This window comes from Blautia sp. JLR.GB0024, from assembly GCF_037000545.1.
Lineage (GTDB): Bacteria > Bacillota > Clostridia > Lachnospirales > Lachnospiraceae > Blautia > Blautia celeris.
The window spans coordinates 701,575-723,451 of record NZ_JBANBF010000002.1 but is presented as its reverse complement, the minus strand read 5'-3'; the positions used below and the strand labels follow the sequence as shown (position 1 = coordinate 723,451).

20 protein-coding genes are annotated in these 21,877 nt (G+C 47.1%); 4 read left to right on the top strand and 16 right to left on the bottom strand.

Translation table 11 applies throughout. The features are described 5' to 3' along the window. Positions 1 to 41 precede the first annotated feature (41 nt). The 8 genes from V8Q34_RS07330 to V8Q34_RS07295 form a co-directional block, all read right to left on the bottom strand. Positions 42 to 782 carry a hypothetical protein gene (locus V8Q34_RS07330; protein ID WP_227211781.1) on the bottom strand — a complete coding sequence of 247 codons (741 nt, stop codon included), beginning with the start codon at positions 780 to 782 and terminating at the stop codon, positions 42 to 44. 16 nt (positions 783 to 798) lie between these two features. After that, positions 799 to 2,544, bottom strand: a complete 1,746-nt coding sequence (locus V8Q34_RS07325) for a hypothetical protein (protein ID WP_227211780.1) — start codon at positions 2,542 to 2,544, stop codon at positions 799 to 801. Next, on the bottom strand, positions 2,538 to 3,230 hold the full coding sequence (locus V8Q34_RS07320; RefSeq protein WP_148392467.1) for an ATP-binding cassette domain-containing protein: 693 nt from the start codon (positions 3,228 to 3,230) through the stop codon (positions 2,538 to 2,540). The genes V8Q34_RS07325 and V8Q34_RS07320 overlap by 7 nt, the downstream gene beginning before the upstream one ends. Further along, positions 3,208 to 3,930 (bottom strand): hypothetical protein, encoded by a 723-nt coding sequence (locus tag V8Q34_RS07315; protein WP_227211779.1) that lies wholly within the window; start codon positions 3,928 to 3,930, stop codon positions 3,208 to 3,210. Before V8Q34_RS07315 ends, V8Q34_RS07320 begins: the two co-directional genes overlap by 23 nt. A 2-nt stretch (positions 3,931 to 3,932) precedes the next feature. Continuing rightward, positions 3,933 to 4,823 carry a hypothetical protein gene (locus V8Q34_RS07310; RefSeq protein WP_227211778.1) on the bottom strand — a complete coding sequence of 297 codons (891 nt, stop codon included), beginning with the start codon at positions 4,821 to 4,823 and terminating at the stop codon, positions 3,933 to 3,935. Further along, positions 4,823 to 6,292 (bottom strand): DUF6034 family protein, encoded by a 1,470-nt coding sequence (locus V8Q34_RS07305; protein WP_227211777.1) that lies wholly within the window; start codon positions 6,290 to 6,292, stop codon positions 4,823 to 4,825. The genes V8Q34_RS07310 and V8Q34_RS07305 overlap by 1 nt, the downstream gene beginning before the upstream one ends. 239 nt (positions 6,293 to 6,531) lie before the next feature. After that, on the bottom strand, positions 6,532 to 7,908 hold the full coding sequence (locus V8Q34_RS07300) for a sensor histidine kinase (RefSeq protein WP_227209982.1): 1,377 nt from the start codon (positions 7,906 to 7,908) through the stop codon (positions 6,532 to 6,534). Beyond that, complete coding sequence (locus tag V8Q34_RS07295; RefSeq protein WP_033139272.1) at positions 7,905 to 8,576, bottom strand: response regulator transcription factor; 672 nt, start codon at positions 8,574 to 8,576, stop codon at positions 7,905 to 7,907. Before V8Q34_RS07295 ends, V8Q34_RS07300 begins: the two co-directional genes overlap by 4 nt. A 188-nt stretch (positions 8,577 to 8,764) precedes the next feature. Here V8Q34_RS07295 and V8Q34_RS07290 point away from each other — a divergent pair, with 188 nt between their 5' ends. The 4 genes from V8Q34_RS07290 to V8Q34_RS07275 all read left to right on the top strand — a co-directional run bounded on the left by V8Q34_RS07290 (position 8,765) and on the right by V8Q34_RS07275 (position 12,562). Further along, the gene (locus tag V8Q34_RS07290; protein ID WP_227209981.1) at positions 8,765 to 10,102 is read left to right on the top strand and encodes a sensor histidine kinase; all 1,338 of its coding nucleotides are present in this window, start codon (positions 8,765 to 8,767) and stop codon (positions 10,100 to 10,102) included. Next, the gene (locus V8Q34_RS07285) at positions 10,099 to 10,836 is read left to right on the top strand and encodes a LytR/AlgR family response regulator transcription factor (RefSeq protein WP_033139273.1); all 738 of its coding nucleotides are present in this window, start codon (positions 10,099 to 10,101) and stop codon (positions 10,834 to 10,836) included. Before V8Q34_RS07290 ends, V8Q34_RS07285 begins: the two co-directional genes overlap by 4 nt. 131 nt (positions 10,837 to 10,967) lie before the next feature. Continuing rightward, a complete protein-coding gene (locus V8Q34_RS07280) occupies positions 10,968 to 11,819 on the top strand; it encodes an ABC transporter ATP-binding protein (protein ID WP_227209980.1) in 852 nt (283 codons plus the stop codon). Continuing rightward, positions 11,816 to 12,562 carry an ABC transporter permease gene (locus tag V8Q34_RS07275; RefSeq protein WP_033139275.1) on the top strand — a complete coding sequence of 249 codons (747 nt, stop codon included), beginning with the start codon at positions 11,816 to 11,818 and terminating at the stop codon, positions 12,560 to 12,562. The genes V8Q34_RS07280 and V8Q34_RS07275 overlap by 4 nt, the downstream gene beginning before the upstream one ends. Positions 12,563 to 12,637: 75 nt before the next feature. Here the strand turns inward: V8Q34_RS07275 and V8Q34_RS07270 are convergent, their stop codons facing one another. From V8Q34_RS07270 to secA, 8 genes are all read right to left on the bottom strand, one after another. Then, a complete protein-coding gene (locus V8Q34_RS07270; protein WP_227209979.1) occupies positions 12,638 to 13,369 on the bottom strand; it encodes a DUF3226 domain-containing protein in 732 nt (243 codons plus the stop codon). Between the two features lies 1 nt (position 13,370). Continuing rightward, complete coding sequence (locus V8Q34_RS07265; RefSeq protein ID WP_227209978.1) at positions 13,371 to 14,489, bottom strand: AAA family ATPase; 1,119 nt, start codon at positions 14,487 to 14,489, stop codon at positions 13,371 to 13,373. Positions 14,490 to 14,739: 250 nt separating this feature from the next. Next, positions 14,740 to 15,942 carry a cofactor-independent phosphoglycerate mutase gene (locus tag V8Q34_RS07260; protein WP_227209977.1) on the bottom strand — a complete coding sequence of 401 codons (1,203 nt, stop codon included), beginning with the start codon at positions 15,940 to 15,942 and terminating at the stop codon, positions 14,740 to 14,742. Positions 15,943 to 15,953: 11 nt separating this feature from the next. Then, a complete protein-coding gene (locus V8Q34_RS07255; RefSeq protein ID WP_033139278.1) occupies positions 15,954 to 17,171 on the bottom strand; it encodes a homoserine dehydrogenase in 1,218 nt (405 codons plus the stop codon). Between the two features lie 4 nt (positions 17,172 to 17,175). Continuing rightward, complete coding sequence (locus V8Q34_RS07250) at positions 17,176 to 17,619, bottom strand: ACT domain-containing protein (protein ID WP_033139279.1); 444 nt, start codon at positions 17,617 to 17,619, stop codon at positions 17,176 to 17,178. 74 nt (positions 17,620 to 17,693) lie between these two features. Further along, a protein-coding gene (prfB, locus tag V8Q34_RS07245; protein WP_103731364.1) for a peptide chain release factor 2 occupies positions 17,694 to 18,816 on the bottom strand; the annotation gives its coding sequence in 2 pieces (ribosomal slippage) (positions 17,694 to 18,740 and positions 18,742 to 18,816; 1,122 coding nt in all). A gap of 37 nt (positions 18,817 to 18,853) precedes the next feature. Then, entirely contained in the window at positions 18,854 to 19,096 is a 243-nt protein-coding gene (locus tag V8Q34_RS07240; protein ID WP_033139281.1) for a hypothetical protein, read from the bottom strand. A gap of 134 nt (positions 19,097 to 19,230) precedes the next feature. Continuing rightward, positions 19,231 to 21,801 carry a preprotein translocase subunit SecA gene (secA, locus tag V8Q34_RS07235; protein ID WP_103731365.1) on the bottom strand — a complete coding sequence of 857 codons (2,571 nt, stop codon included), beginning with the start codon at positions 21,799 to 21,801 and terminating at the stop codon, positions 19,231 to 19,233. Positions 21,802 to 21,877: the final 76 nt, after the last annotated feature.

Here is a 21,877-nt window from a genome sequence, read left to right as displayed (position 1 = left end):
GATTGGAAAATGTTTGAAAACTGCTTTCGGCAGGCTGTGTGTCACATTCTGAGTCCGGCACTTAGCAGACTGTTTTTGAGGGCGTCCGCCGCTGATTTTCCGTGTAGTTTTATGTAAACCTTTTTCACCTGGACATTCTGTCCTTCTGCTTCCAGAAGCTTCCTGCCGCTCTCATAAGAAAGATAGATCTGCCCATCCTCTCCCCTGACACGGGCGGCCAGGATTCCTTCCGTCCCTGCGGGGACCTGCCGGTTCTGTTCGGTATTACCGCTGCTGTCTGAAGCAGCATCTTTCACCGGGCCGGCAGCGGCTCCGGCTATACAGACAGTCATTCCAAGCGCACGGTTCTGCAGTTCTTTTTTTCTGCTTTTTGTAATGGCATAGGAATATCTGTCCGTCAGGTTATCCAGACTCCGGGCAGTGAAAAAGACAGGTATTTTACTTCCGGTCTCCAGCCCGGTCAGGCATTCCTCAATGTGAAGCGGAAATGTCTCCATATCCACGGCTTCTGCTGTCACCTCCATCCGGTATCCCTCTATCTCTAAACGGACAGGCACATCCAACACTGCGGAAACAACTGTCACGCCTCTTCTCTCTGCCAGCTCTTCTAAAAATTCCTGCGGTATCTCCTGCTCTTCGCTGACTGCAAGAAATTCATAATCCTGCTGCTCCTCCAAGCCGGTCTTTATCAGCCGGTATCCGCACCAGATCAGCAGCAGAATGCCGGCAAAAGCCAGAATCTTTATTTTAAAAATACTCCCCTGTAATTTACTGCTTTTCACCGGATTCCCTGCCCTTCTAATGTGTATTGAGATTGTTCTTTTTCAGCCCTCTGATCCTTAATGTCTGAATCAAAAGAATGCCCAGCAGGCCCGCACCGGCCAATACAAGGACAGATACCCACCATTGATTCGTCTCCTGTTCTTTTTTCTCCGGTTTCAGGCTGAGAATTTTGGGCGGCTGTATCTCTGTTTTATAGTTTACCTCCTGGCTGTAGGTCTGGCCGTATACATCCTCGTACGCAAGTACCAGGGCTCCGTCTACTTTCCCGTACTTTTCCTCATCTGTTCCCGCGAGTGTATCGTTGATGGATTCCATATTTTTTGCCCCTGCATAGAGTTCCATGCTGCCCTGTATGCTCTGTCCTGCCTCCAGAGTACCTGCATAAAACGTCTGCAGCGCGAAAATCCCGGCCCCCTTTGCTGAAACTCTTACATTATATACAGGAGCTTTTCCCAGGTTCAGAATCTGCATGTCCGTGGAAATGGTATCTGTGGAATATACACTGGAGGGAATGCTGCAGTTGGACAGCGACACCCTGGCGGGCTGCCTTATCTGCAGTACAAGAGATTCCGTACCCATGTAGGCGGTTCCTTTTTCATCTTCATACTCAAAAGAGAACTTCACCGGCACATTTCCCTGGGGGGCATTTGTCTGTATCCGGAGTTCCTCTGTAAATGTGATGGCTTTGCCGGGCTGTACTTTTTCAAAATATTCGGATGTACGGCCAAAAATCAGATTACTTTCCTCCCCTTCGGCTGCCAGAGAAACTTTCACGTTGCAGGCAGCAAATTCGCTGCTTTTGTTACGGAAAGTAACCTGCATCTCCCGGCTGCTGCCGGCATCTAAAACGATACCGTCAAGGCTGCTCTCTTCCAGGATGAATTTGGGCTGATGTACTACAGACTCCTCTCCGCTCCCTGCGGAAGGTGCCATGGTATCTCCACCGGCTTCAGTCGGCAGTATTTTGCCTTCTCCGCCGGTTTCTGCCTCCGGAATCTCCTGGTTTTCCGGATCTTCCGGATGTTCTTTATCCTGCTGATTTCTTCCGGCTCCTGTTACATTCGTAAATATCACATATTCCAGAGTGACCTGATTTCCTTCACCGTCAATCCCCCGCGCCTGCACACTGACAGGGTACTGGCCTGCATGCCGTTCCTCCTGCAGGAATAGATCCACGGTGTAGAGGTAGACATCTGCCTGTTCCTCTTTGAAAGTGAAGGTCTGCAGTTTAACATCTGCCTGATAATTCTTTAATTGAAATGGTGTCTCTTTTATTTCTTTAAATCCGACAGTCACTGTCAGGGTATTGTCTTTGAGGGCACCGTCAGCAGTGAAGGGAACAACAAGGCTTATTTTATTGTCTGCTTCGGTTGGGACGTATCCTTCGCCATATGAATGTTCCATGCCTGCATATACATGGGTGTTGTCTATTCCCAGATGAACCTGTTGGGCCGGGTGGCCTTGCTGGGATGACTGACTCTCCTGGGACGACTGACCCTCCTGGGATGACTGCCCCTCTTGGGACGACTGACCCTCTTGGGATGATTGACCCCCTTGGGATGATTGACCCTCCTGGGATAACCGGTCCTCCTGGGATGACTGGCTCTCCTGACCGTCCGAGCCTGATTGTCCTTTCTGCTCTATTTGCCGCGCCGGCTCCGGCGCAGTTTGATCCGTCCCGGCGTATGCTGTCCGGCTGTTCTGCAGCATCATACAGAAAGTGAGCAGAAACACTGCCGATTTCCGTATTCTCTTTAACATACGCACACCTCCCCATTTTTCTCTTTTCCTCCCCGCACACGCCGGAGGACACCTGCATCCATCTCATAGACTTCGTCGCATAAAATATCAATATCCATACTGTTATGACTTGCCAGCAAAATTGTTTTGCCCTGTTTTTTCAACTCCAGCAGGATGGCCCTGATATCAGCCGTCCCCTTTTTATCCAAACCGTTAAACGGCTCATCCAGAATCAGAAATTCCGGATTTTCCATTATTGCCTGTGCTATCCCCAGTCTCTGCCGCATACCCAGGGAATATTTCGACACAGGCTTTTTCAGATCCGGGTCAAGCCCTACCTTCTGCAGGCACTCCCGAATGCCCTTTCCGGAGACTTTGCGTTTCAGATCAGCCAGAATTTCCAGATTCTTTCTCCCCGTATACTCTGTCAGAAATCCGGGTGTCTCAATGATCAGACCCAGACTTTCGGGAAAATCCGTATCTCTTCCTATATATTTCTGCCCCACACAAATGCTCCCCGATGTGACAGGCAGAAAGCCGCAGATACATTTCATGAGTACAGTCTTGCCGGAACCGTTATTTCCTACGATCCCGTACACCTTTCCCCGCTTCATCGTCATGGTCGTCTCCTTCAGAACCATTTCCTCACCGAATCTCTTTGTCACCCGGTCTACCACTACATAATCAGAGTTCTCTGCATCTGCCATATAACAGTCCTCCATACAATGCCGCTGTAAGAAACACCAGCAATATTAAAAACAGCCAGATTCCCATACTGTCCTTTCCCCAATCCCCTGCCCCCTTGATCCAGGACTGTGGGTCTATGACATAGACACTTTCCAGATAACGTTCATGCAGAATCGTCAGAAGGTAATATCCTGCAAACGGAATCCCATATGCCATATACACAGAGCCGGACACAACCGCCATGATTCCGCTCAGATCCGCCAGTACAGCAGCCACCAGAAGCAGTCTTGCCGCGGACTGAAGAAGCGGAAGAAGCATCACCCACTTCCACTCAGATTTCACCTCCATGGGATAAAAAAGCGCAAAATAAAACAGCAGCGTTACAGCAATCGCTGATGTCCATGCAAAACAGCTGCTGAGTATAGTTGTAAACAGCCTGTCAGCCGTATATTCCTTTTTCCCTTTCCGGGTCACATAGAACCGCAGAAAACCTGACGTTTTCTCCCCAATCCATACATCCCCATACGGCAGAACCGCTACTATGGGCACAAAAAAGACCACGGTTTTAGAGGTAAGGGCTTTCTCCGCCATTTTATACCAGCTCCCACCTGTCAGAGAACTGTTAAACTCAGGGAATTTCGTCCCTATGACCAGTCCCATAACGCCCAGAATCACAGCCAGCCAGGTGGTTCTGCGCCCTATCATACGTTTCCCATCCATACTCAGTACCCCATAAAAGTAAAATTATAGCTTTTCAGCGCCCTGCCAGCCAGCAGAAATAACAGGACCAGAAAGGCCAGGAACAGCGCACCGGACTGGAAGACAGAGGGCAGATCATCATAGCCGAACGTATGCCCCGGATAGGTCGCGTGATTTAAGGGACTTATCCAGCCTGCCAGAATATTGACCTTGTAGCGCTGCTGCTTCTCCAGCCCCAGTATACCCGCAATGGTCTCCGGTTCCAGAAGAAATCCGTACAGACTGTAGAATATTCCCGCAAACATTCCCCGTGATCTGCCGAACCTTATATTGACTGCCAGCATGAGAAAGCAGAGGGTCCAGGAATAGAGGAGCATAAGACAGACAGTCTGCAGCATACATCCATATGGAGTAATGCTCTCCATGGCCTTCACGCTTGCAGGGATTCCCAGGGAATCTCCCAGCCCGGAATATGCGATTCTCACTGCTGTCTCACTCCATACATTTCCCGGATAGGTGTATTTCTGGCACAGAATGACGGTTACGAACATAATGAATGCCACATACAGGGCAGTTCCCGCTGCAATATAGAGAAACTGGGATATCATCCACTGTATCCGTTTCATTCTGGACAGATAGAAGGGAGTCACCGGGCTCAGCTTCGGAACATCGGAAAACATTAAAATCAGCAGCAGAGAGGCCAGAAGTACATTTGTACCGTCTCCGAACGTCCATATGAACGGCTCCGCTCCCTGCATGGTTGTCTCAAAATGCGCTGCCACCCGAAGTACCCGGTCACTGAGCAAAAAGCACAGTACCACAGCTAAAAGAAAGGTGATGAGAATCCGTGGATTTTTCCAGAAACCAAGAAAATGAAAACGGACCATTGCTTTTATTTTCCCCAAATCTCTCATCAGTACCCCAGTCCCCTGTCTATCACAGTACCGTCCACAGCGTTTATAGTGAGAAGACTGTTGTATCGCTCCGTATCCTTATCTGCCGGGCCCTCCCCCTCATTCAGTGTCCTCTCATAATTGCCAAAGAAATCCCACACAGGGACCAGCACACCGCTTCGGTTATCCTGGGTCGGGCTGTAAATTCTGGAATATCCCAGTGTTACCCTGTTCACATTCACTTTACAGGATTTTATGTATCCGCCCTCCAGTTCCCCTGATAATTTATACTGCATCATCTGGGAGTAGATCTGCGCAATCTCCTCAAAGTCCAGCAGCTTTACATTTTCCACCTGCACCTCCCCCAATTCATAGGGGCTGCCATATGACAGTTCCTCCAATCCCTCCTTAGAGATGACAATACTCAGATGTTCATATGTCCAGGGCTCAATGGTGCTGTCCATATCCTCAAGGCCTCCCCCGATCGCACTTGTATAGGTAACAGGGCAGCCGTCTATTTTCCTTGTATAATAAAACACAAACCCAGTTTTGATAACCTCGTCACTTCTTTCTATATCACGGCATATGGCATAATCCCATGCGTCAGCGGACATATCCGAAATGCCTATGGACGCAGCTTTTTCGTCTGCGGTCTTCTTTGCCTCCTCATAGGAAATACCCACAGCGGATTTTATTTTCTCCTCTGTTCCCAGCTCCTCCGGGACATACTGAGACGCAGGTGTATAATCGCTCCATAATGCCTGGTCAGATGCGTTTTCTGTATCTCCAAGATATTTGACCTGTACACTGACCGGTTCGTCCGCTGAGGCTTTGACAAAATAACTGTACGGCCGTCCATTTTCATCCTCCGCAACACCGCTGAACCTGGGGTCTCCCGTGCCGTTCTCGGTCAGCAGAGGGGCCGTCTCCTTTTTTTCCAAGCTCTTAGGTGCCTCCGCATATGCAGCTTCGTATTCTTCCAGCATTTGCTGCAGATCTTCCTGTGTGAGTGCCTCCCCGGATTCCGACTCTGCGCTGTCCTGCGCCATAAGGGCCCTCACTTCATTGATCTTGTTTTGGTAGTATTCTTTTGTCATTCCGTAATAGTATTCCGGTTCATACATTTTCTTCTCAGGGAACAGGCCATTTGTAATGGTATCCATGAACTCCTGTGTCAGCGGCACAGCCTTTACTTCCACAGTGGAAAATCCTGTGGTGTCCGGCTGTTCCACCGCAGCATCGGTATGGATGATAATCTTTCCGTCCTCCGCTGTTATGTCCTCACTGAAGGTTTCCGGCACACTCAGTTTTTCCCTGATATTCCGGGATGCTTCGCCGGAAGATGTATCTGTTTTCTCTTCTTCATATTTCTCAATTGCCTTTTCGCCCTTTTGTTTTACGATCACAGAATCGGGTGTTTCCCGACAGCCGGTCAGCAGCAAAGCCCCGGCTGTTATACCAGTCAATATGCAGACTTTAGATTTCTTCATTGTCATTCCTCCTGCTTGTCTCTGCTTCCTAACTCCATATTAACCTGCTTCATGTAAAAAAACCTCGCCGATTTGTAACCAATTTGTAAATCTCTGGTAACTGTTCAGTCAGGTCTGCGCATTTACTGCGCTGACCGTGCAAAAGAGTAGTGGCGGCAGGTATTCGCCCCATCGCGAAGCGATTTTTAATGGGCGAATACCCGTAACGATTCAGCTGGCTGAATAGTTACAATCTCTGCTTATTTCCACAAAATGCTGACTTTTGTCCCTTCTCCCTGCCTGCTCTCTATCCTCATTTCCGCATGGTGCAGCTCTGCGATCCTTCTGCAGAGGGCAAGTCCCAGGCCGGAACCTCCTGACGCCCTGGCTCTTGATTTGTCCACCATATAAAAGGCATCCTCTACTTTTGTCAGCTCCTCCTCGGGAATGCCGATACCGCAGTCACTCACATAGATTCCCCGGCTGTCCGCTTCCAGATATATTTTCTGTCCCTCATCAGATGCCTTGCAGGCATTGTCCAGCAAATTCAGAAGAAGGCTGGTCATCAGATCTTCATCCATATCATGACACAGTGCATCATCTGCCAGGCGGATTTCCAATATCTGTGCCCTCTCCTGCAGGCGGAAGGATATGAGAGCTTCTGCCCGTTCCAGCAGCACTTTTACAGATGTATGCCTCATTTCCAGACTTTCGGGCTCCTCCTCATACAGACCTGTAAGTTCCAGCATTTTGGCGGAGAGCCTGGACAGACGTCTGGATTCACTTCCGATATACTGCAGGGCTTTTTCCTTCTGTTGTTCCGAAAGGCTCATTTTCAGGAGAATGTCAGAATATCCGATGATTGCCGTCATGGGCGTCTTCAGCTCATGCGCCAGGCTGCCGAGAAGCTGCCTCTGTTTCTCATTGGTATCGGATAATGTCTCCACATGCTCCTCAATTTTCTCTGCCATGCGGTTGAAATTCCCGCTGATCTCCCCCACCTCATCCATCTTTTTTATTGGTATACGGAACGCGTAATTTCCTCCCGCGATTTCATTTGCCGAATCTCTCAGACTGTACAGAGGATGCAGAATGACACGGATGACCAACACCATGCCCGCCGCAATAACAGCGGTTAAAAGAAATGCGGCTGCCAGTCCTTTCAGAAACATTTTCCAACTGTTTTCATGGATGCCTGTCACATCATTAAAATGCCAAATGTCGTAGGTATTTTCCCCACCGGGATCGTATGTGCTGCCCATGATCAAAAGATAGCGCCCGTCTATCTGTACTTCATAATAGGAGGGATAGCTGTCGCCGTTTTTCCCGAAATCATATGGCGTGGGGTTGTATATTTCCTCTCCGTCCCGGTAAACCGCATATTCCAGTCCCAGATAGTGCCTGATGCCATCCTGCATGATTTTCTCCTGTATCTCAGTGTCCGTCTCAGCAATACCAAAATTCCGCATACGGGTATCCAGTTCTTTCAGCTTGTTATGAAACGTATTGCTCTCATACGCATAAATCTGCGCAAGCTGAGTCTTCAAAGAGACATGGAGCATAAATGCAGAGTAACACTGAGACATAACCAGCATGGCAGCCACACAGACCAGACAGATTTTTGTCCGAATCTTCACTCTGTCACCTCCAGCCGGTAACCGATTCTGGGAACTGTCCTGATGATATCCTGCCACCCCAGTTTTTTGCGGATTCTGGCCACATGGACATCCACGGTCCTGGTCTCCCCTTCAAAACGGATGCCCCACAGCTCATTCAGTATCTGATCCCTGGTAAGCGCAATGTTTTTATTTTTCACAAACAGCATCATACAGTCAAACTCCATAGGTTTTAAGACTACTTCCCCGCCGTCCCTTACCACTCTGCGCTCCCTGGGATAGATGATCACACCGCCCATATGGATCTCATCCTCCTTCTTGTGGCAGCGCTCCAGGATCTTTTCTATTCTCACCAGCAGTTCCAGGATTTCAAAGGGCTTTACTATGTAATCCTCGGCACCTTCTCTCAGGCCCTTCACTTTATTGTTTATCTCCCCCTTGGCAGTGAGAAATATAACCGGTATTTTTCTCTGTCTGCAGAGGGGCAGAAGTTCAAACCCATCCCTTCCCGGCAGCATGATATCCAGCAGTGCCAGATCGCAGTCTTCTGCATGGCAATCCTCCAGAAACACTCCGGCCTTCCCTCCATCCCGGAAGGATACCGTTTCATATCCCGCGGTTTCCAGGCTCAGGCAAATCAAATCGTTGATCGCCGCCTCGTCTTCTACAACTAATATTTTGGATCTCATGGCTATCCTCCGTGTCTTGTTATGTATATTTATAGTATACCACAAGGTTTGTATATAACAAAATCCGCTGTTTGGCAAATGGGCAGGGAAGGGGCCTAGACAGCAGAATAAAAAACATATTGACGCTTTGAATCTTGACAGATATACTTGAATCTGGATAAGCAAATAATTATATAAGGAACATACATATGATATACGCAATCATGATTTACACTGCAGCCAGCTATTTTACGGAGGTTGTCATCCATTATCTGAGCTGCAGAATACTCGGGCGCAGAGTCCCCTGGCCAAAGCTTCTGCTTGCTGCTCTCATCCTGGACCTGCTTGTTTCCCCCATGGTTTATCTTGGGGCTGCCGGACAGATCTTTACTTTTATACCGATCACAATATTGTCTTATTTCCTGGATATGACAGCGTTGCTGTTCAATCTGATCTCCATTTATCTGGTCATTGAGCGCAATATTGCGAAAACGGCCATTGCCGGGACCTTTGCATATTTTATTTACTACCAGACGTATCTGATCACTTTCTTTTTCATTCCGAAGCAGTACGCACTGGGTTCCCTGGAAAACCAGTGCATCTCCATCACACTGCTGATTATCTTCACCTATTTTATAGGAAAAATAATCACGAAAATAGATGCCTGTTCCTTCATTGAACGCTGCCTGAAAAAGAAACGGTACTGCGTTATGGCAGCGCTGATCGGATTCCTTCTGTCCGGTTCGCCGCATATTCTTCTTATATTTTCAATCCTTCATCTGGATTATAACAACACGCTGGCGGTTGTGGGACTTGGTCTGCTGTTTTTGTCCGCCGCATTTTTCCGCTATCTTACCAAAAACATCATTCATGATGAAAATGAAAAGGCACAGCAGAGCATCATTGCCCAGCAGACCGCCTATATTCAGAACTTAGAGGAAATCCAGAAAGATGTGCGCCTGTACCGCCACGATTTTAAAAATATGATGTCAGGCATGTATCTTGACATAAAAGAGGGAAAAACAGAGGCGCTGGAGCGGTATATGCACAACATGCTGGACGAATTTGATCAGAGCATTGGTGCCAAAATACAGTCTGCCAACCAGATGATGAATATTGAAATCATAGAATTAAAAAGCCTGCTCATGACAAAAATCTCCCAGATGCACGCTCTTAACATTCCCTGCCATGTGGAGGTTCTGTATCCTGTCAGAAGCTGCCACATGAAACTCCAGGATCTTCTGCGCTGTGTGGGCATTCTGACTGACAATGCCATAGAAGCGGTGAAAGAAACCCGCGGGGACATTGACATCATACTCACCGCCCAGAATCACCAGGTGGTTTTCCTTATCAGCAACCCAATATCCGGGGAGATTGACATGAACCGTATTTCTCAAAAAGGATATTCCACAAAAGGAAAAGGCCGTGGACTGGGACTTTACAGTTATCAGGAGATCACACAGCAGTATCAGAATGTGAGCTGCGCCGCATTCTGCAAAAGCGGACGTTTTTACCAGGAGATCAGAATTGGAGGATATGATTCATGATTCAGATATTGTTATGCGATGATGACGATAGAATCCGTAAGGAGATAGCCAGACATATTGAGAACCAAATACTCATCATGCAGTATGACATGCAGATAGCACAAAGCTGCGACAGTCCGGTTGTCCTGCTGGAGGAACTGAGACAGATGCAGGACAAACGAAATATTTACTTTCTAGATGTGGATTTGAAGCATCCGGAATATGACGGTTTTCTTCTCGGAAAGAAGATTCGGGAGCTTGACCCCAATGGCACCATTATCTATATCACAAGCTTCGGTGATCTGGCTTACAAGACCTTTCAGTATCATGTGGAGGCCTTTGACTATATTGTAAAAGACATGACAGACGGGCTTTCCGCCTCCATTGCCCGCTGCCTGTCCTCCATCCAGAGCCGACTTGTAAAAGAAAAAGCTGACCCGGTGGAATACTATACCTTTAAGACAGGCGATACCATCCGGCATGTTCCGCTTAAGGATATTTATTTCTTTGAAACTTCCTCCAAACCGCATTTTGTGATTCTGCATGGAAAACATGAACGAATGGAGTTTTTGGGAAGTCTGAGCGATATTGAAAAAGAGCTGGATGACCGGTTTATGAAAATCCACCGCTCTTACCTGGTGGCAATCGATAAAATCGAGAAGGTAGACCTGCGGCACAATACCGTCACAGTGGGCGGAGAGATCTGCGCAGTATCAAGAAAAGAAAAGTCAAAATTACTGGGACGCATGAATTGATCGTGCGTTCTTTTTTTGCGGAATCAGCACAGTTCTGCCGTTTGGGAAGCAGCGGATACCATTTAGGAAGGAAAGGACAAATCCTCCTCCGGAAATGATATTCTCGGAACAGAAAACAAGGAGGAACCCATATGAGTAGAGAATATATCAGACTGGAACACATTTCAAAAAAGTATAAAACAGAACCTGTGCTGAAAAACATTGATGCCAGGCTGCATGAAGGCGAAATCCTGGGATTTCTCGGACCCAGCGGTGCCGGCAAAACCACCACCATAAAAATCATCACCGGACAGTTAAAACAGACCTCCGGCGAAGCCTATATCCTGGGGATCAATTCCAGGGACATCGATGAAACCATTTACGAACAGATTGGAATCGTCACAGACAACAGCGGAATCTATGAATATCTGACAGTCTATAAAAATCTGGAGCATTTCGCAAAAATACTGAGAGTAAAAAAGGATAGGATTGACGAAGTGCTCAGACAGGTTGGCCTGTACGAACAGAAAAACAAGCCTGCAGGCAAGCTTTCTAAAGGCCAGACCCAGCGTCTTGTTCTGGCAAGAGCCGTGCTGCACAGCCCCAGGGTACTGTTTCTGGATGAACCCACCTCAGGCCTGGACCCGTCCACAGCCATAGAGATACATAAAATGCTGCTGGAATTAAAAAGACAGGGCATGGCTATTTTCCTGACCACCCACAATATGGAGGAAGCCACAAAAATGTGTGACCATGTGGCACTGCTAAACGAAGGCGTTATCGTAGAATACGGCACGCCGAAAGACATCTGCCTCAAACATAATAAAATCAAAAAATACGCAGTGCGGCTGCATGACGGAACGGAACATCTGCTGGAACAGAACGAAGAGAACATAGGCCGGATCCATAATTGGATGACAGAGAACCAGGTGGAAACACTGCACTCCTGCGAGCCGACACTGGAAAGCGTATTCTTAAATGTCACAGGGAGGGAGTTATCATGAAGACTTTACATATGAACAAGATCATGGCCATTGCCCAGGTAAAGACAAAGGCATTTATGGGAAAAAACTGCATCATCATGCCGTTATTCGCACTGGGCTTCACATTGCTGATGCGTATCCTCTATGGAAAGATGGCAAACGGAGGCTCCTCTGCCGAGTCCATGAATGCCTATGCGCTGAGCATGGGACTGGTGATGAACATCGGTATGTGCGGCATATATTGTACCAGCCTGCTGCTGGCCGAGGAAAAGGAAAAGAAAACACTCCGGGTCCTGATGACCTCCTCTGTAAACGGAATGGAGTATTTCATCGGCTGCATCCTGCCTGTGTTCGCGGCAACTGTCATTCTGAACTATGTGCTGATGCCGGTCAGCGGTTATATTATCAGCGGTAAAAACCTGGTGCTGTATTCCGTGGTGACAATCTTATCTTCTCTGATCAGTTGTATCATCGGTATGCTGCTTGGTATTTTTGCCAAAAACCAGGTGAGTGCGGGTACGATCACCACACCGGTCCTGCTGGTACTCATGATGGTTCCCATGTTCTCCAATTTTATTGAAATTCTGTCCACCATTTCCAAATTCTTCTTTACCGGGATACTTATGGATATGATCATGGATATTGCCGCTGATAAAGGCAGTGTGCTGCAGGCGGGGAGTGTTGTGATCATGGTGGTGGAGGCTGTGCTGGCTGTTGGGTTATTTGTGGTGTGTTACAGGCAGAATGGGTTTGAGAGGGATTAACCCCCATAGGTCTAATATAATAAAAGCCATCCCACTCCTATAAAAGTTGGGATGGCTGACAAAAACATATGTTTCCTACAAATCTCCTAATTTTTCAAAATCTTTCTGTATCTTTATGTATTTTTCCCATTCAATATTTTTCAAAATATTCTGACGTTCCATAAATTGTTCCGCAGCAGTCCTGACTGAAAAATAAACATCAAACTTTGCCTTTGTTATATAACGGCGTTTTGTTAAATATCTTTTTTCTTTATCAATATTACTTACAAAGGTGTTACAATTTTCTATTATACCAGCATCATAGCTATTATTTTGTGAAATTGCATTTACTAAAAAGGTCTCCATTGCTCCGGTTTCCTCAAAAGGGATTACCAAAATCAATAAAGAAAACACGCATTCTTTACCGTGCCCATTTTTGTACAGACAACCAACCCATTTATTATTTACACACTCCTGCGCTTTCATATTTCTTTCCTGCAGAATTTTTTCTAATTTTTCTATAAAGACTCTTTCTGTCTCACATTCATCACGGTCTGTAATTATAACAACCTTATCATACGACTCCGATTCTGCTGATAGGCTATTGTATTCCATTATATGATCAAACCCCGGCAGTATCCTGTTGGAACCTCCACATCCGCCGATACTCAGACTGTCAGCATCTTTAAACATAGTGCGGATATATCTGATATATTTACTTCTTGCCTGCTCATTCGTCTTTTTATCTTCCCATCCATATACTTTTCTCATAAAGTATTGCAATAGGACAAAATCCGTAGACCCCTCACACAAAATTATGCTCTTCATCTTATCTTAGCTCCAACCCCATTTCATCCTGAACTTCAATTGCTTTTTCTGCTGACAACCTTCGGACTGATGTCTCTGCACCTTCTTTATAGAGCGTATACACTGCCATATCCTTTCTTATGTCCGGAGCGCATTTCAACATTTTATCAATCGCCTCTTTACTGTGAGATGTCAAAAAAACCTGCACATTTAACTTCATACAATTTTCCAGGATCCATTTAAATACCTTATCCATGGCTGAGGTATGAATCGCAGTCTCAAATTCATCTAACAATAACACACCATTTTTCGCACGAATCACCGCACTCATTAGTAATACTGCCTTTTTCATGCCATCCCCGTACATATTAAGCGGCAATGCCTTTTCCAGCGATTTTGTCAATATTTTATATACACCTCTGGCAGCCCCTCTGCTGTCATCAATACTATAATTGATACTTACTATGTTATCATCAAATTCTCTCAATACTGTCAGCATCTCTTCGTACAATTCGGGATTATTTAATACCTGGTCTAAAAAAATAATACTGTCCGTATGACTAAATGGAGCAATATATACAATATTCCTGCGTTCACTATAGTTTTCTGAATCCTTCTTCCTAACAGGCATATATCTTCTTTGTCCCTCATACAGGACATCCTGTTCCGCTACTTTACCATTGATCTTTATCTTCATTTCCAATTTTGGTACAATCTGCAGATTTTCCGTTAGATTTTCTTCTTTATATTCTTTAGATGCAGAAAGTCCCTGTAATTGACTATATTCCTCCTCTGTAAATTCTTCTTCTGTCTCGACTGCAGTCAATTCAATATTTACCCTCTCACTTCCTGTTTCAATTATATAATCTACTGCTTTTTCTGATGAATTAATATCGAACAAATCATAAAATCCCTCATAGTATGATATTCCCCATCCAATAGTATACCTTGTCTCTTTCCTGATCATGGAACGCCAGGTCCGAAAGCTTCCAGGTTCTTCAAAACTTCTGAGTACTTCCAAAACACTGGTTTTCCCACAGTTATTATCTCCAGTCAATATATTAATTTGTGCCAGATTTTCTAATTTCAAAGACTTAATTCCTCTAAAGCTTCTTATATAGACACCCGAAATGAAATCCATTGCTGCCACCTCCCATTTTCTATATCTAATTTATAATTGATATTTCTATTTTATCCAATTCATATGATTTTATATGGATTTATACTCGTAACTGTAAATGCGCTCAACAGTTACCCATTTATTTGCTTTATTATACTTCATTTTTCTCTCATCCACAATCTAATCTTTCCTGCATCGACACCATAAATAACAACATATTAAAAATGGCGGAAACACGACTAAACAGCCGTAATTCCGCCAAATATTCTCATCAGTATTCAAACAAATATCCCATCAGCTCATGCCCTTTTTCCACCAGTTTTCCCCCCGCCATGGCTTCTTCTTCATTATATTTCCAGTCATGAGACTCTTGTCTCCGGCTGTCATACAGAAGATAAGGAACCGGGTTCGATGTATGTGTCTTCACACAGATTGGTGTCGGATGGTCCGGGAGGATCAACATGCGGTAAGCCTCGCCGGAAGCGTCCAGCGCTGCTTTTACCGGGGCGATCACTCTTGCATCCAGGTATTCGATTGCTTTTATTTTCTTTTCCACACTGCCCTGATGGCCCATCTCATCGGGAGCCTCCACATGGATATATGCAAAATCATATCCCTCTTTCAGCAGTGCGTCCACAGCCGCCTGGGCTTTTCCTTCATAATTGGTATGCAGGCCGCCGTTGGCACCTTCCACGGTTATGTTGTACATATCCGTGCCCACAGCGATTCCCTTCAGCAGGTCAACCGCAGAGATCATGGCGCCCTTTTTGTGGAATTTCTCCTCAAAGGGAGACAAAGCAGGTTTTGTTCCTGCACCCCAGAACCACAGGCTGTTTGCCGGATTCAGGCCTTTTTTCCTCCGCTCTTCATTGAGCGGGTGACGGGCCAGGATCTCGTAACTCTTTTTCTGCATATCCAGAAGCTGCTGCTCTTTGGGCAGGTACTCTTTGATCTCTTTTCCGCGGATATCATGGGGCGGTGTCAGAGGCACCACATCGCCTTTTGCCCAGATCAGGCAGTGGCGGTAGCTGGTTCCCACATAGAACTGGAAAATCTCATTCTGCAGTTCTTTTTTTACCGCTTCCAGTAACACTGCGGCATCCTCTGTGCTGATCTCATCGGAGCTGTGGTCTAATATCCTCTTGTCCTCGTAGTTCTCCTCTTCCTCGGAGAGTGTGACAATGTTGGCACGGATGGCAACATCCCCGTCCTTCATATCCACACCGATATTCAGCGCCTCCAGAGGAGAACGTCCTGAATAATATACTTTCGGGTCATAGCCCAGAACTGACAGGTTAGCTGTATCACTTCCGGGATTCATGCCCTCCGGTACGGTTTTCACCATACCGATCTCCGACATGGATGCCAGTTCATCCATTGCCGGAGTATTGGCATAGGCCAGAGGTGTCCTGCCGCCCAGTTCCTCCAGGGGCTCATCTGCCATACCGTCACCTAACATTAAAACGTATTTCATTTTTAACACCTCTATGCACGCATACGGATTCTTGTGATGATATCCGGAAGCCCGGCAGCCTTTTCTTCGAATTCCGCCTCGCTCATGGGAGCCGTGACAAAACCGAATTCACCTGCAACGTCAGGCACGCCCACAGTCTTCACTTTTCCGAATACTTCTTCCACGCTGCCGATATCGCCTGTCATGCTGCCCTTGATGCGGACAAAGAAGGGATGCTCCACATCCTTGATGTCCATCAGTTCCAGACGTTTGCTGCTCCAGCTCATCATGATATTTCTGTGCAGATGCTTTGCACAGTCAACCACATCGCCCACCACTGCACTTGCAGTGGGGAGCTTGCCTGCGCCGCTGCCGTAGAACATGGCGTCACCCAGCACATTGCCGTGTATGAAGATGGCGTTGAATACACCGTTTACGCTGTAGAGCGGACTGTCCTGGCCTACAAGCACCGGGCTTACCATGGCATAGAATCTGCCGTCTTCCCTCTTGCTGGTTGCCAGAAGCTTGATGCTCATACCAAGACCTTTGGCATATTTTACATCCTCCACAGTGATTCTGGTGATTCCCTCTGTATAAATGTCCTCGTAATCCACATGGCATCCGAATGCCAGTGAGGAGAGAATCGCAATCTTCCTGCAGGCGTCATAGCCTTCCACATCCGCTTCCGGATTGCGCTCTGCATATCCTTTCTCCTGCGCTTCTTTCAGCACATCCTCAAAGTCAGCATTCTCCTCTGCCATTTTGGTGAGGATATAGTTGGTGGTTCCATTTAAAATACCGGAAATCTCGTCAATCTCGTCCGCTGTCAGAGAAGAGTTCAGTGGACGGATAATGGGGATCCCGCCGCCGCAGCTTGCCTCAAACAAATAGTTGATGTCCTTTTCTCTGGCGATTTCCAGAAGCTCCAGTCCGTGTCTTGCAACCAGCTCCTTGTTGGAGGTGCAGACACATTTTCCTGCCTCCAGCGCACGCTTTGTAAAGGTATAAGCAGGCTCCACGCCTCCCATAACCTCAACGATGATCTGTACTTCCGGGTCATTGATGATCGTCTCATAATCATGCACAAGAACATCTTCCACCGGGTCTCCCGGGAATTCTCTGAGATCCAGCACGTATTTGATGTTGATCTCCTCGCCGGCCTTTTTGTTGATGCTCTCATGATTGGTGTTGATAACTTCCACTACTCCTGAACCTACGGTTCCGTATCCTAATACTGCTATCTGTATCATGCTTCTACTCCCTGCCTAAGATTTTCAGATAATGTACGCCCTCAATGTGCTCTATTTCATCCACCATGGTCTCCGCATCCCCCTGTGTGGGCAGGATTTCCACGCTGATGGTCAGACTGGCAATCCCGTTGATCGGAATACTCTGGTGAACGGTCAGAATGTTGCCGTGATACTGGGCAATGGTCTTCAGGACCGCAGAGAGCAGCCCGGGTTCGTCATCCATCTGAAGTATGAATGTAATGTTCTGTCCTTTGGTTTTCTCTTTAAAAGGAAAGATATCATCCTTATATTTATAAAAGGAACTTCTGCTGATACCCACAGCTTCCACTGCTTCCTGCACCGTAACAGACCTCTTGGATTCCAGTAGTTTCTTGGCTTCCACTACTTTCAGGAGGACTTCCGGCACTGCTTTTTCTGTTACTACAAAATACCTTTTATTGTCCGACATTTTCTTCCCCTTTGTTTGTTCTTGAAATACATTTGTATGTCTCCAAAAGATATTAGCACATTCAGGCAATTTTATCAACTGTTTTTCTTATTTCCCAAGGCAATCCACTTCAAATAAGCATTGATAAAGTTATCAATGGCACCATTCATAACCGCATCCACATTGCCGGATTCCTCGTTTGTACGGTGGTCTTTTACCATGGTGTACGGCTGCATGACATAGGAACGAATCTGGCTGCCCCAGCCGATATCAGACAGTTCACCCTGGATGCCGGAGAGCTTCTGTTCCTGCTCCTGCTGCTTCAGGAGATACAGCTTTGCTTTCAGCATCTGCATAGCCTTGTCTTTATTCTGGAACTGTGACCGCTCATTCTGGCACTGCACCACGATTCCTGTGGGAAGGTGGGTGATTCGTATGGCGGAAGAGGTCTTATTGATATGCTGTCCGCCTGCACCGCTGGAGCGGTAGGTGTCTATCCTCAGATCATCATCCTTGATCTCAACGTCCACATCCTCCTCAATATCCGGCATCACATCGCAGGACACAAAGGAAGTCTGCCGTTTTCCTGCCGCATTGAAGGGTGAGATACGGACAAGGCGGTGTACGCCCTTCTCGGACTTCAAATAACCGTAAGCATTTTCGCCGTTGACCTGGAAGGTTACGGACTTGATCCCGGCCTCGTCGCCGTCCAAATAGTCCAGCACTTCTGTACTGAAACCGTGACGGTCAGCCCACTTCATATACATACGGTACAGCATGCTGGCCCAGTCACAGGACTCGGTTCCGCCTGCACCTGCGTGAAGGGTGACAATAGCATTGTCCTTGTCATATTCTCCGGACAGCAGTGTTTTCACACGGATATTTTCAAAATCTGTGATAAATTCATCCAGCATTTCCTGGATATCAGGGATGACAGAGGCATCGTTCTCCTCGTATCCCATCTCGATCATCAACTCGATCTCTTCCTTCTGGTTCTGGAGCTTGTTATAAATCTCTATATCTTCTTTGAGGGTGCTCAGCTCCTTCATCATCTTCTGGGACCGCTCCGGGTTATCCCAGAAATCCGGTGCCTCCATTTCCCTCTCTAATTCTTCAACCCGCTTTTCCTTATTAGCCAGGTTAAAGTGAATCCCTCACTTCCACTAATGGTCCTGTGTAGTTGTTCAAAGTATATTTGAACTGGTCTAATTCTACCATTTAGCTTCACCTCTTTCTGTGAATATTTTTTTAGATTTTATTCTTCGTCGATCTCCACAGTCACCATGTAAATGGATACCTGCTGTTCGACCCTGCGCACAGTGCCTGCAAGCTTTGTGAGCGGCCGTTTCAGATTACTGGACATGGCAATGGCATCCTTGATGGTATAATAATACATCATACCCGACATGGTGCTGGCCCTGTCTTCCTTCAGCTCTACGCGGTCGCCGGGTTTTACCAGACCCTCGCGCTCCATGGTGAAATCCACCATCTGTCCCATTTTCTCACCTTCCTGCTCACATAGGATGTATTTCATACATACCCGTGTGCTGACATATACCGGGGCCGTTGCAACCCGGATAATTTCCGGATGTAACAGCCCCGTATCTTACTGTGGTCTTTTGTGCGTACTGTTTAAACCGGCTTTCTGCCGCAGCACTGTTTGTATTTCTTACCGCTTCCGCAGGGGCAGGGATCATTTGGATATACCTTTTTCTCTGCGCGCTGCACCGGTTTCTTAGGACCTGATTCGTCCTTGTTGGTACCTGTCACCTGGGCAACCTGCTCTCTCTCCACTTTCTGCTCGATCCTTACGTGGTACAGCAGACGCAGGGTGGTCTCCTGAATAGCGGAAATCATGGTGTCAAACATTTCATAAGCCTGCATCTTGTACTCTACCTTTGGATCGCGCTGGCCGTATGCCTGCAGGCCGATACCCTGGCGGAGCTGGTCCATATCATCAATGTGGTCCATCCATTTCTGGTCGATCACCTTCAGAAGGATGACACGCTCCAGTTCACGAAGCTGCTCCGGTTCCGGGAACTCTGCCTCTTTCTCCTCGTAGAGCTTGACTGCCTCTTCTTTGAGATTCTGTTTTAACTGGTTCTTCTTCAGACCTTTTACTTTCTCTTTTGTGATCGGCTCCAGCGGAATTGTGGGAAGAAGAACGCTGTCCAGTTCTCCCAGATCCCATTCTTCAGAATCCAGGTCATCGGAGATACACATGTCAACCGCGTGTTCCACGGTATCGGTGATCATCTTGTAGATGGATTCCCTCATGTTTTCTCCGTCCAGAACCCGGCGTCTCTCTTTGTAAATAATCTCACGCTGCTCGTTGTTAACCTGGTCATATTCCAGCAGGTTCTTACGGATTCCGTAGTTGTTGCCCTCGATCTTCTTCTGTGCTTTCTCGATGGCACTGGAGAGCATTTTGTGCTCAATCTGTTCATTTTCCGCAACGCCCAGGGATTTGAACACGGACATCAGCTTCTCGGAACCGAACAGACGCATCAAATCATCTTCCAGGGAAATGTAAAAGCGGGATTCACCCGGGTCTCCCTGACGTCCGGAACGGCCTCGTAACTGGTTGTCAATTCGTCTTGACTCATGGCGCTCTGTACCGATGATCTTCAGACCGCCTGCCTCTCTGGACACATCGTCCAGCTTAATATCCGTACCACGGCCGGCCATATTGGTGGCAATGGTAACCGTACCCGCCTCACCGGCATGGGCTACGATCTCAGCCTCCATCTCATGGAACTTGGCGTTCAATACCTGGTGCTGGATGCCTTCGCGTTTCAGCATGCGGCTTAAAAGCTCGGAGGTCTCGATTGTGATGGTACCCACAAGCACCGGCTGCTTTTTGGCATGGGCTTCCTTGATGGCCTCCACAACGGCATTGAATTTTTCTTTCTTAGTCATATAAACAGCATCGTCATTGTCGATACGGGCCACCGGTCTGTTGGTGGGGATCTCAATAACGTCCATGCCGTAAATGTCACGGAACTCTTTTTCCTCCGTGAGGGCAGTACCGGTCATACCGGATTTTTTGTTGTATTTATTAAAGAAGTTCTGGAAGGTAATAGTGGCAAGTGTCTTGCTCTCTCTTCTCACCTTCACATGCTCTTTCGCTTCAATCGCCTGGTGAAGACCGTCTGAATAACGGCGTCCCGGCATGATACGTCCTGTGAACTCATCTACGATCAGGACCTCGTCATCTTTTACCACATAGTCCTGGTCGCGGAACATAAGGTTGTGGGCACGAAGTGCAAGAATAATATTATGCTGGATCTCCAGGTTCTCCGGGTCAGCCAGGTTTTCAATGCTGAAGAATTTCTCCACTTTGTGGACACCCTGCTCAGTCAGGTTGACGATCTTGTCCTTCTCATTGACAATGAAGTCTCCGGTCTCGATGATCTCCTCACCCATGATGGCTGTCATCTTCGTCATTTCCCCGCTGGCCTCACCGCGCTCCAGCTGTTTTGCCAGAATATCACAGACTTCGTAGAGACGGGTAGACTTTCCGCTCTGTCCGGAAATAATAAGAGGTGTTCTGGCCTCATCAATCAGCACGGAGTCAACCTCATCGATGATGGCATAGTGCAGATCTCTCTGTACAAGCTGTTCTTTGTAGATCACCATATTGTCACGAAGGTAGTCAAATCCCAGCTCGTTGTTGGTCACATACGTGATATCACATGCATACTGGGTACGTCTCTCGTCATTTTTCATGGAGTTCAGAACCACACCTACGGTCAGTCCCAGGAACTCATGCACCTTGCCCATCCACTCCGCATCACGGTGTGCCAGGTAATCGTTGACGGTTACAATGTGTACGCCTTTGCCTTCCAGCGCATTCAAATATGCGGGAAGTGTGGAGACAAGGGTCTTACCTTCACCGGTCTTCATCTCGGCTATACGGCCCTGATGAAGAATGATACCGCCGATGAGCTGCACTCTGTAGTGCTCCATGTTCAGCACACGTTTTGCAGCTTCTCTCACCGTGGCAAATGCTTCCGGCAGCAGGTCATCCAGTGTCTCTCCCTCTTCCAGACGTTTTTTATATTCTCTGGTCTTACCGCGCAGCTCGTCGTCACTTAACGCCTGCATGGTGGGGCGCAGAGCTTCGATTTTGTCCACAGTGGAAGTAATACGCTTTAATTCCCTCTCGCTGTGGGTTCCAAACATTTTTTGAACTAAACTCATGTTTTATGCTCCTAATTTTCCAATTTTCAGACTGCAACAGATTTTCCGTAAATTAGGGAAACCTATTTTCGTGGAT

What these genes read in the sequence shown, in the direction of transcription:
- V8Q34_RS07250 (WP_033139279.1), bottom strand. Translation starts at nt 17,619, where the DNA reads ATGTCGGACAATAAAAGGTATTTTGTAGTAACAGAAAAAGCAGTGCCG.
- secA (WP_103731365.1), bottom strand. Translation starts at nt 21,801, where the DNA reads ATGAGTTTAGTTCAAAAAATGTTTGGAACCCACAGCGAGAGGGAATTA.
- V8Q34_RS07265 (WP_227209978.1), bottom strand. Translation starts at nt 14,489, where the DNA reads ATGGATTTCATTTCGGGTGTCTATATAAGAAGCTTTAGAGGAATTAAG.
- V8Q34_RS07305 (WP_227211777.1), bottom strand. Translation starts at nt 6,292, where the DNA reads ATGAAGAAATCTAAAGTCTGCATATTGACTGGTATAACAGCCGGGGCT.
- V8Q34_RS07255 (WP_033139278.1), bottom strand. Translation starts at nt 17,171, where the DNA reads ATGATACAGATAGCAGTATTAGGATACGGAACCGTAGGTTCAGGAGTA.
- V8Q34_RS07240 (WP_033139281.1), bottom strand. Translation starts at nt 19,096, where the DNA reads ATGGGACAGATGGTGGATTTCACCATGGAGCGCGAGGGTCTGGTAAAA.
- V8Q34_RS07275 (WP_033139275.1), top strand. Translation starts at nt 11,816, where the DNA reads ATGAAGACTTTACATATGAACAAGATCATGGCCATTGCCCAGGTAAAG.
- V8Q34_RS07310 (WP_227211778.1), bottom strand. Translation starts at nt 4,823, where the DNA reads ATGAGAGATTTGGGGAAAATAAAAGCAATGGTCCGTTTTCATTTTCTT.
- V8Q34_RS07270 (WP_227209979.1), bottom strand. Translation starts at nt 13,369, where the DNA reads ATGAAGAGCATAATTTTGTGTGAGGGGTCTACGGATTTTGTCCTATTG.
- V8Q34_RS07320 (WP_148392467.1), bottom strand. Translation starts at nt 3,230, where the DNA reads ATGGCAGATGCAGAGAACTCTGATTATGTAGTGGTAGACCGGGTGACA.
- V8Q34_RS07325 (WP_227211780.1), bottom strand. Translation starts at nt 2,544, where the DNA reads ATGTTAAAGAGAATACGGAAATCGGCAGTGTTTCTGCTCACTTTCTGT.
- V8Q34_RS07295 (WP_033139272.1), bottom strand. Translation starts at nt 8,576, where the DNA reads ATGAGATCCAAAATATTAGTTGTAGAAGACGAGGCGGCGATCAACGAT.
- V8Q34_RS07260 (WP_227209977.1), bottom strand. Translation starts at nt 15,942, where the DNA reads ATGAAATACGTTTTAATGTTAGGTGACGGTATGGCAGATGAGCCCCTG.
- V8Q34_RS07285 (WP_033139273.1), top strand. Translation starts at nt 10,099, where the DNA reads ATGATTCAGATATTGTTATGCGATGATGACGATAGAATCCGTAAGGAG.
- V8Q34_RS07290 (WP_227209981.1), top strand. Translation starts at nt 8,765, where the DNA reads ATGATATACGCAATCATGATTTACACTGCAGCCAGCTATTTTACGGAG.
- V8Q34_RS07315 (WP_227211779.1), bottom strand. Translation starts at nt 3,930, where the DNA reads ATGGATGGGAAACGTATGATAGGGCGCAGAACCACCTGGCTGGCTGTG.
- V8Q34_RS07280 (WP_227209980.1), top strand. Translation starts at nt 10,968, where the DNA reads ATGAGTAGAGAATATATCAGACTGGAACACATTTCAAAAAAGTATAAA.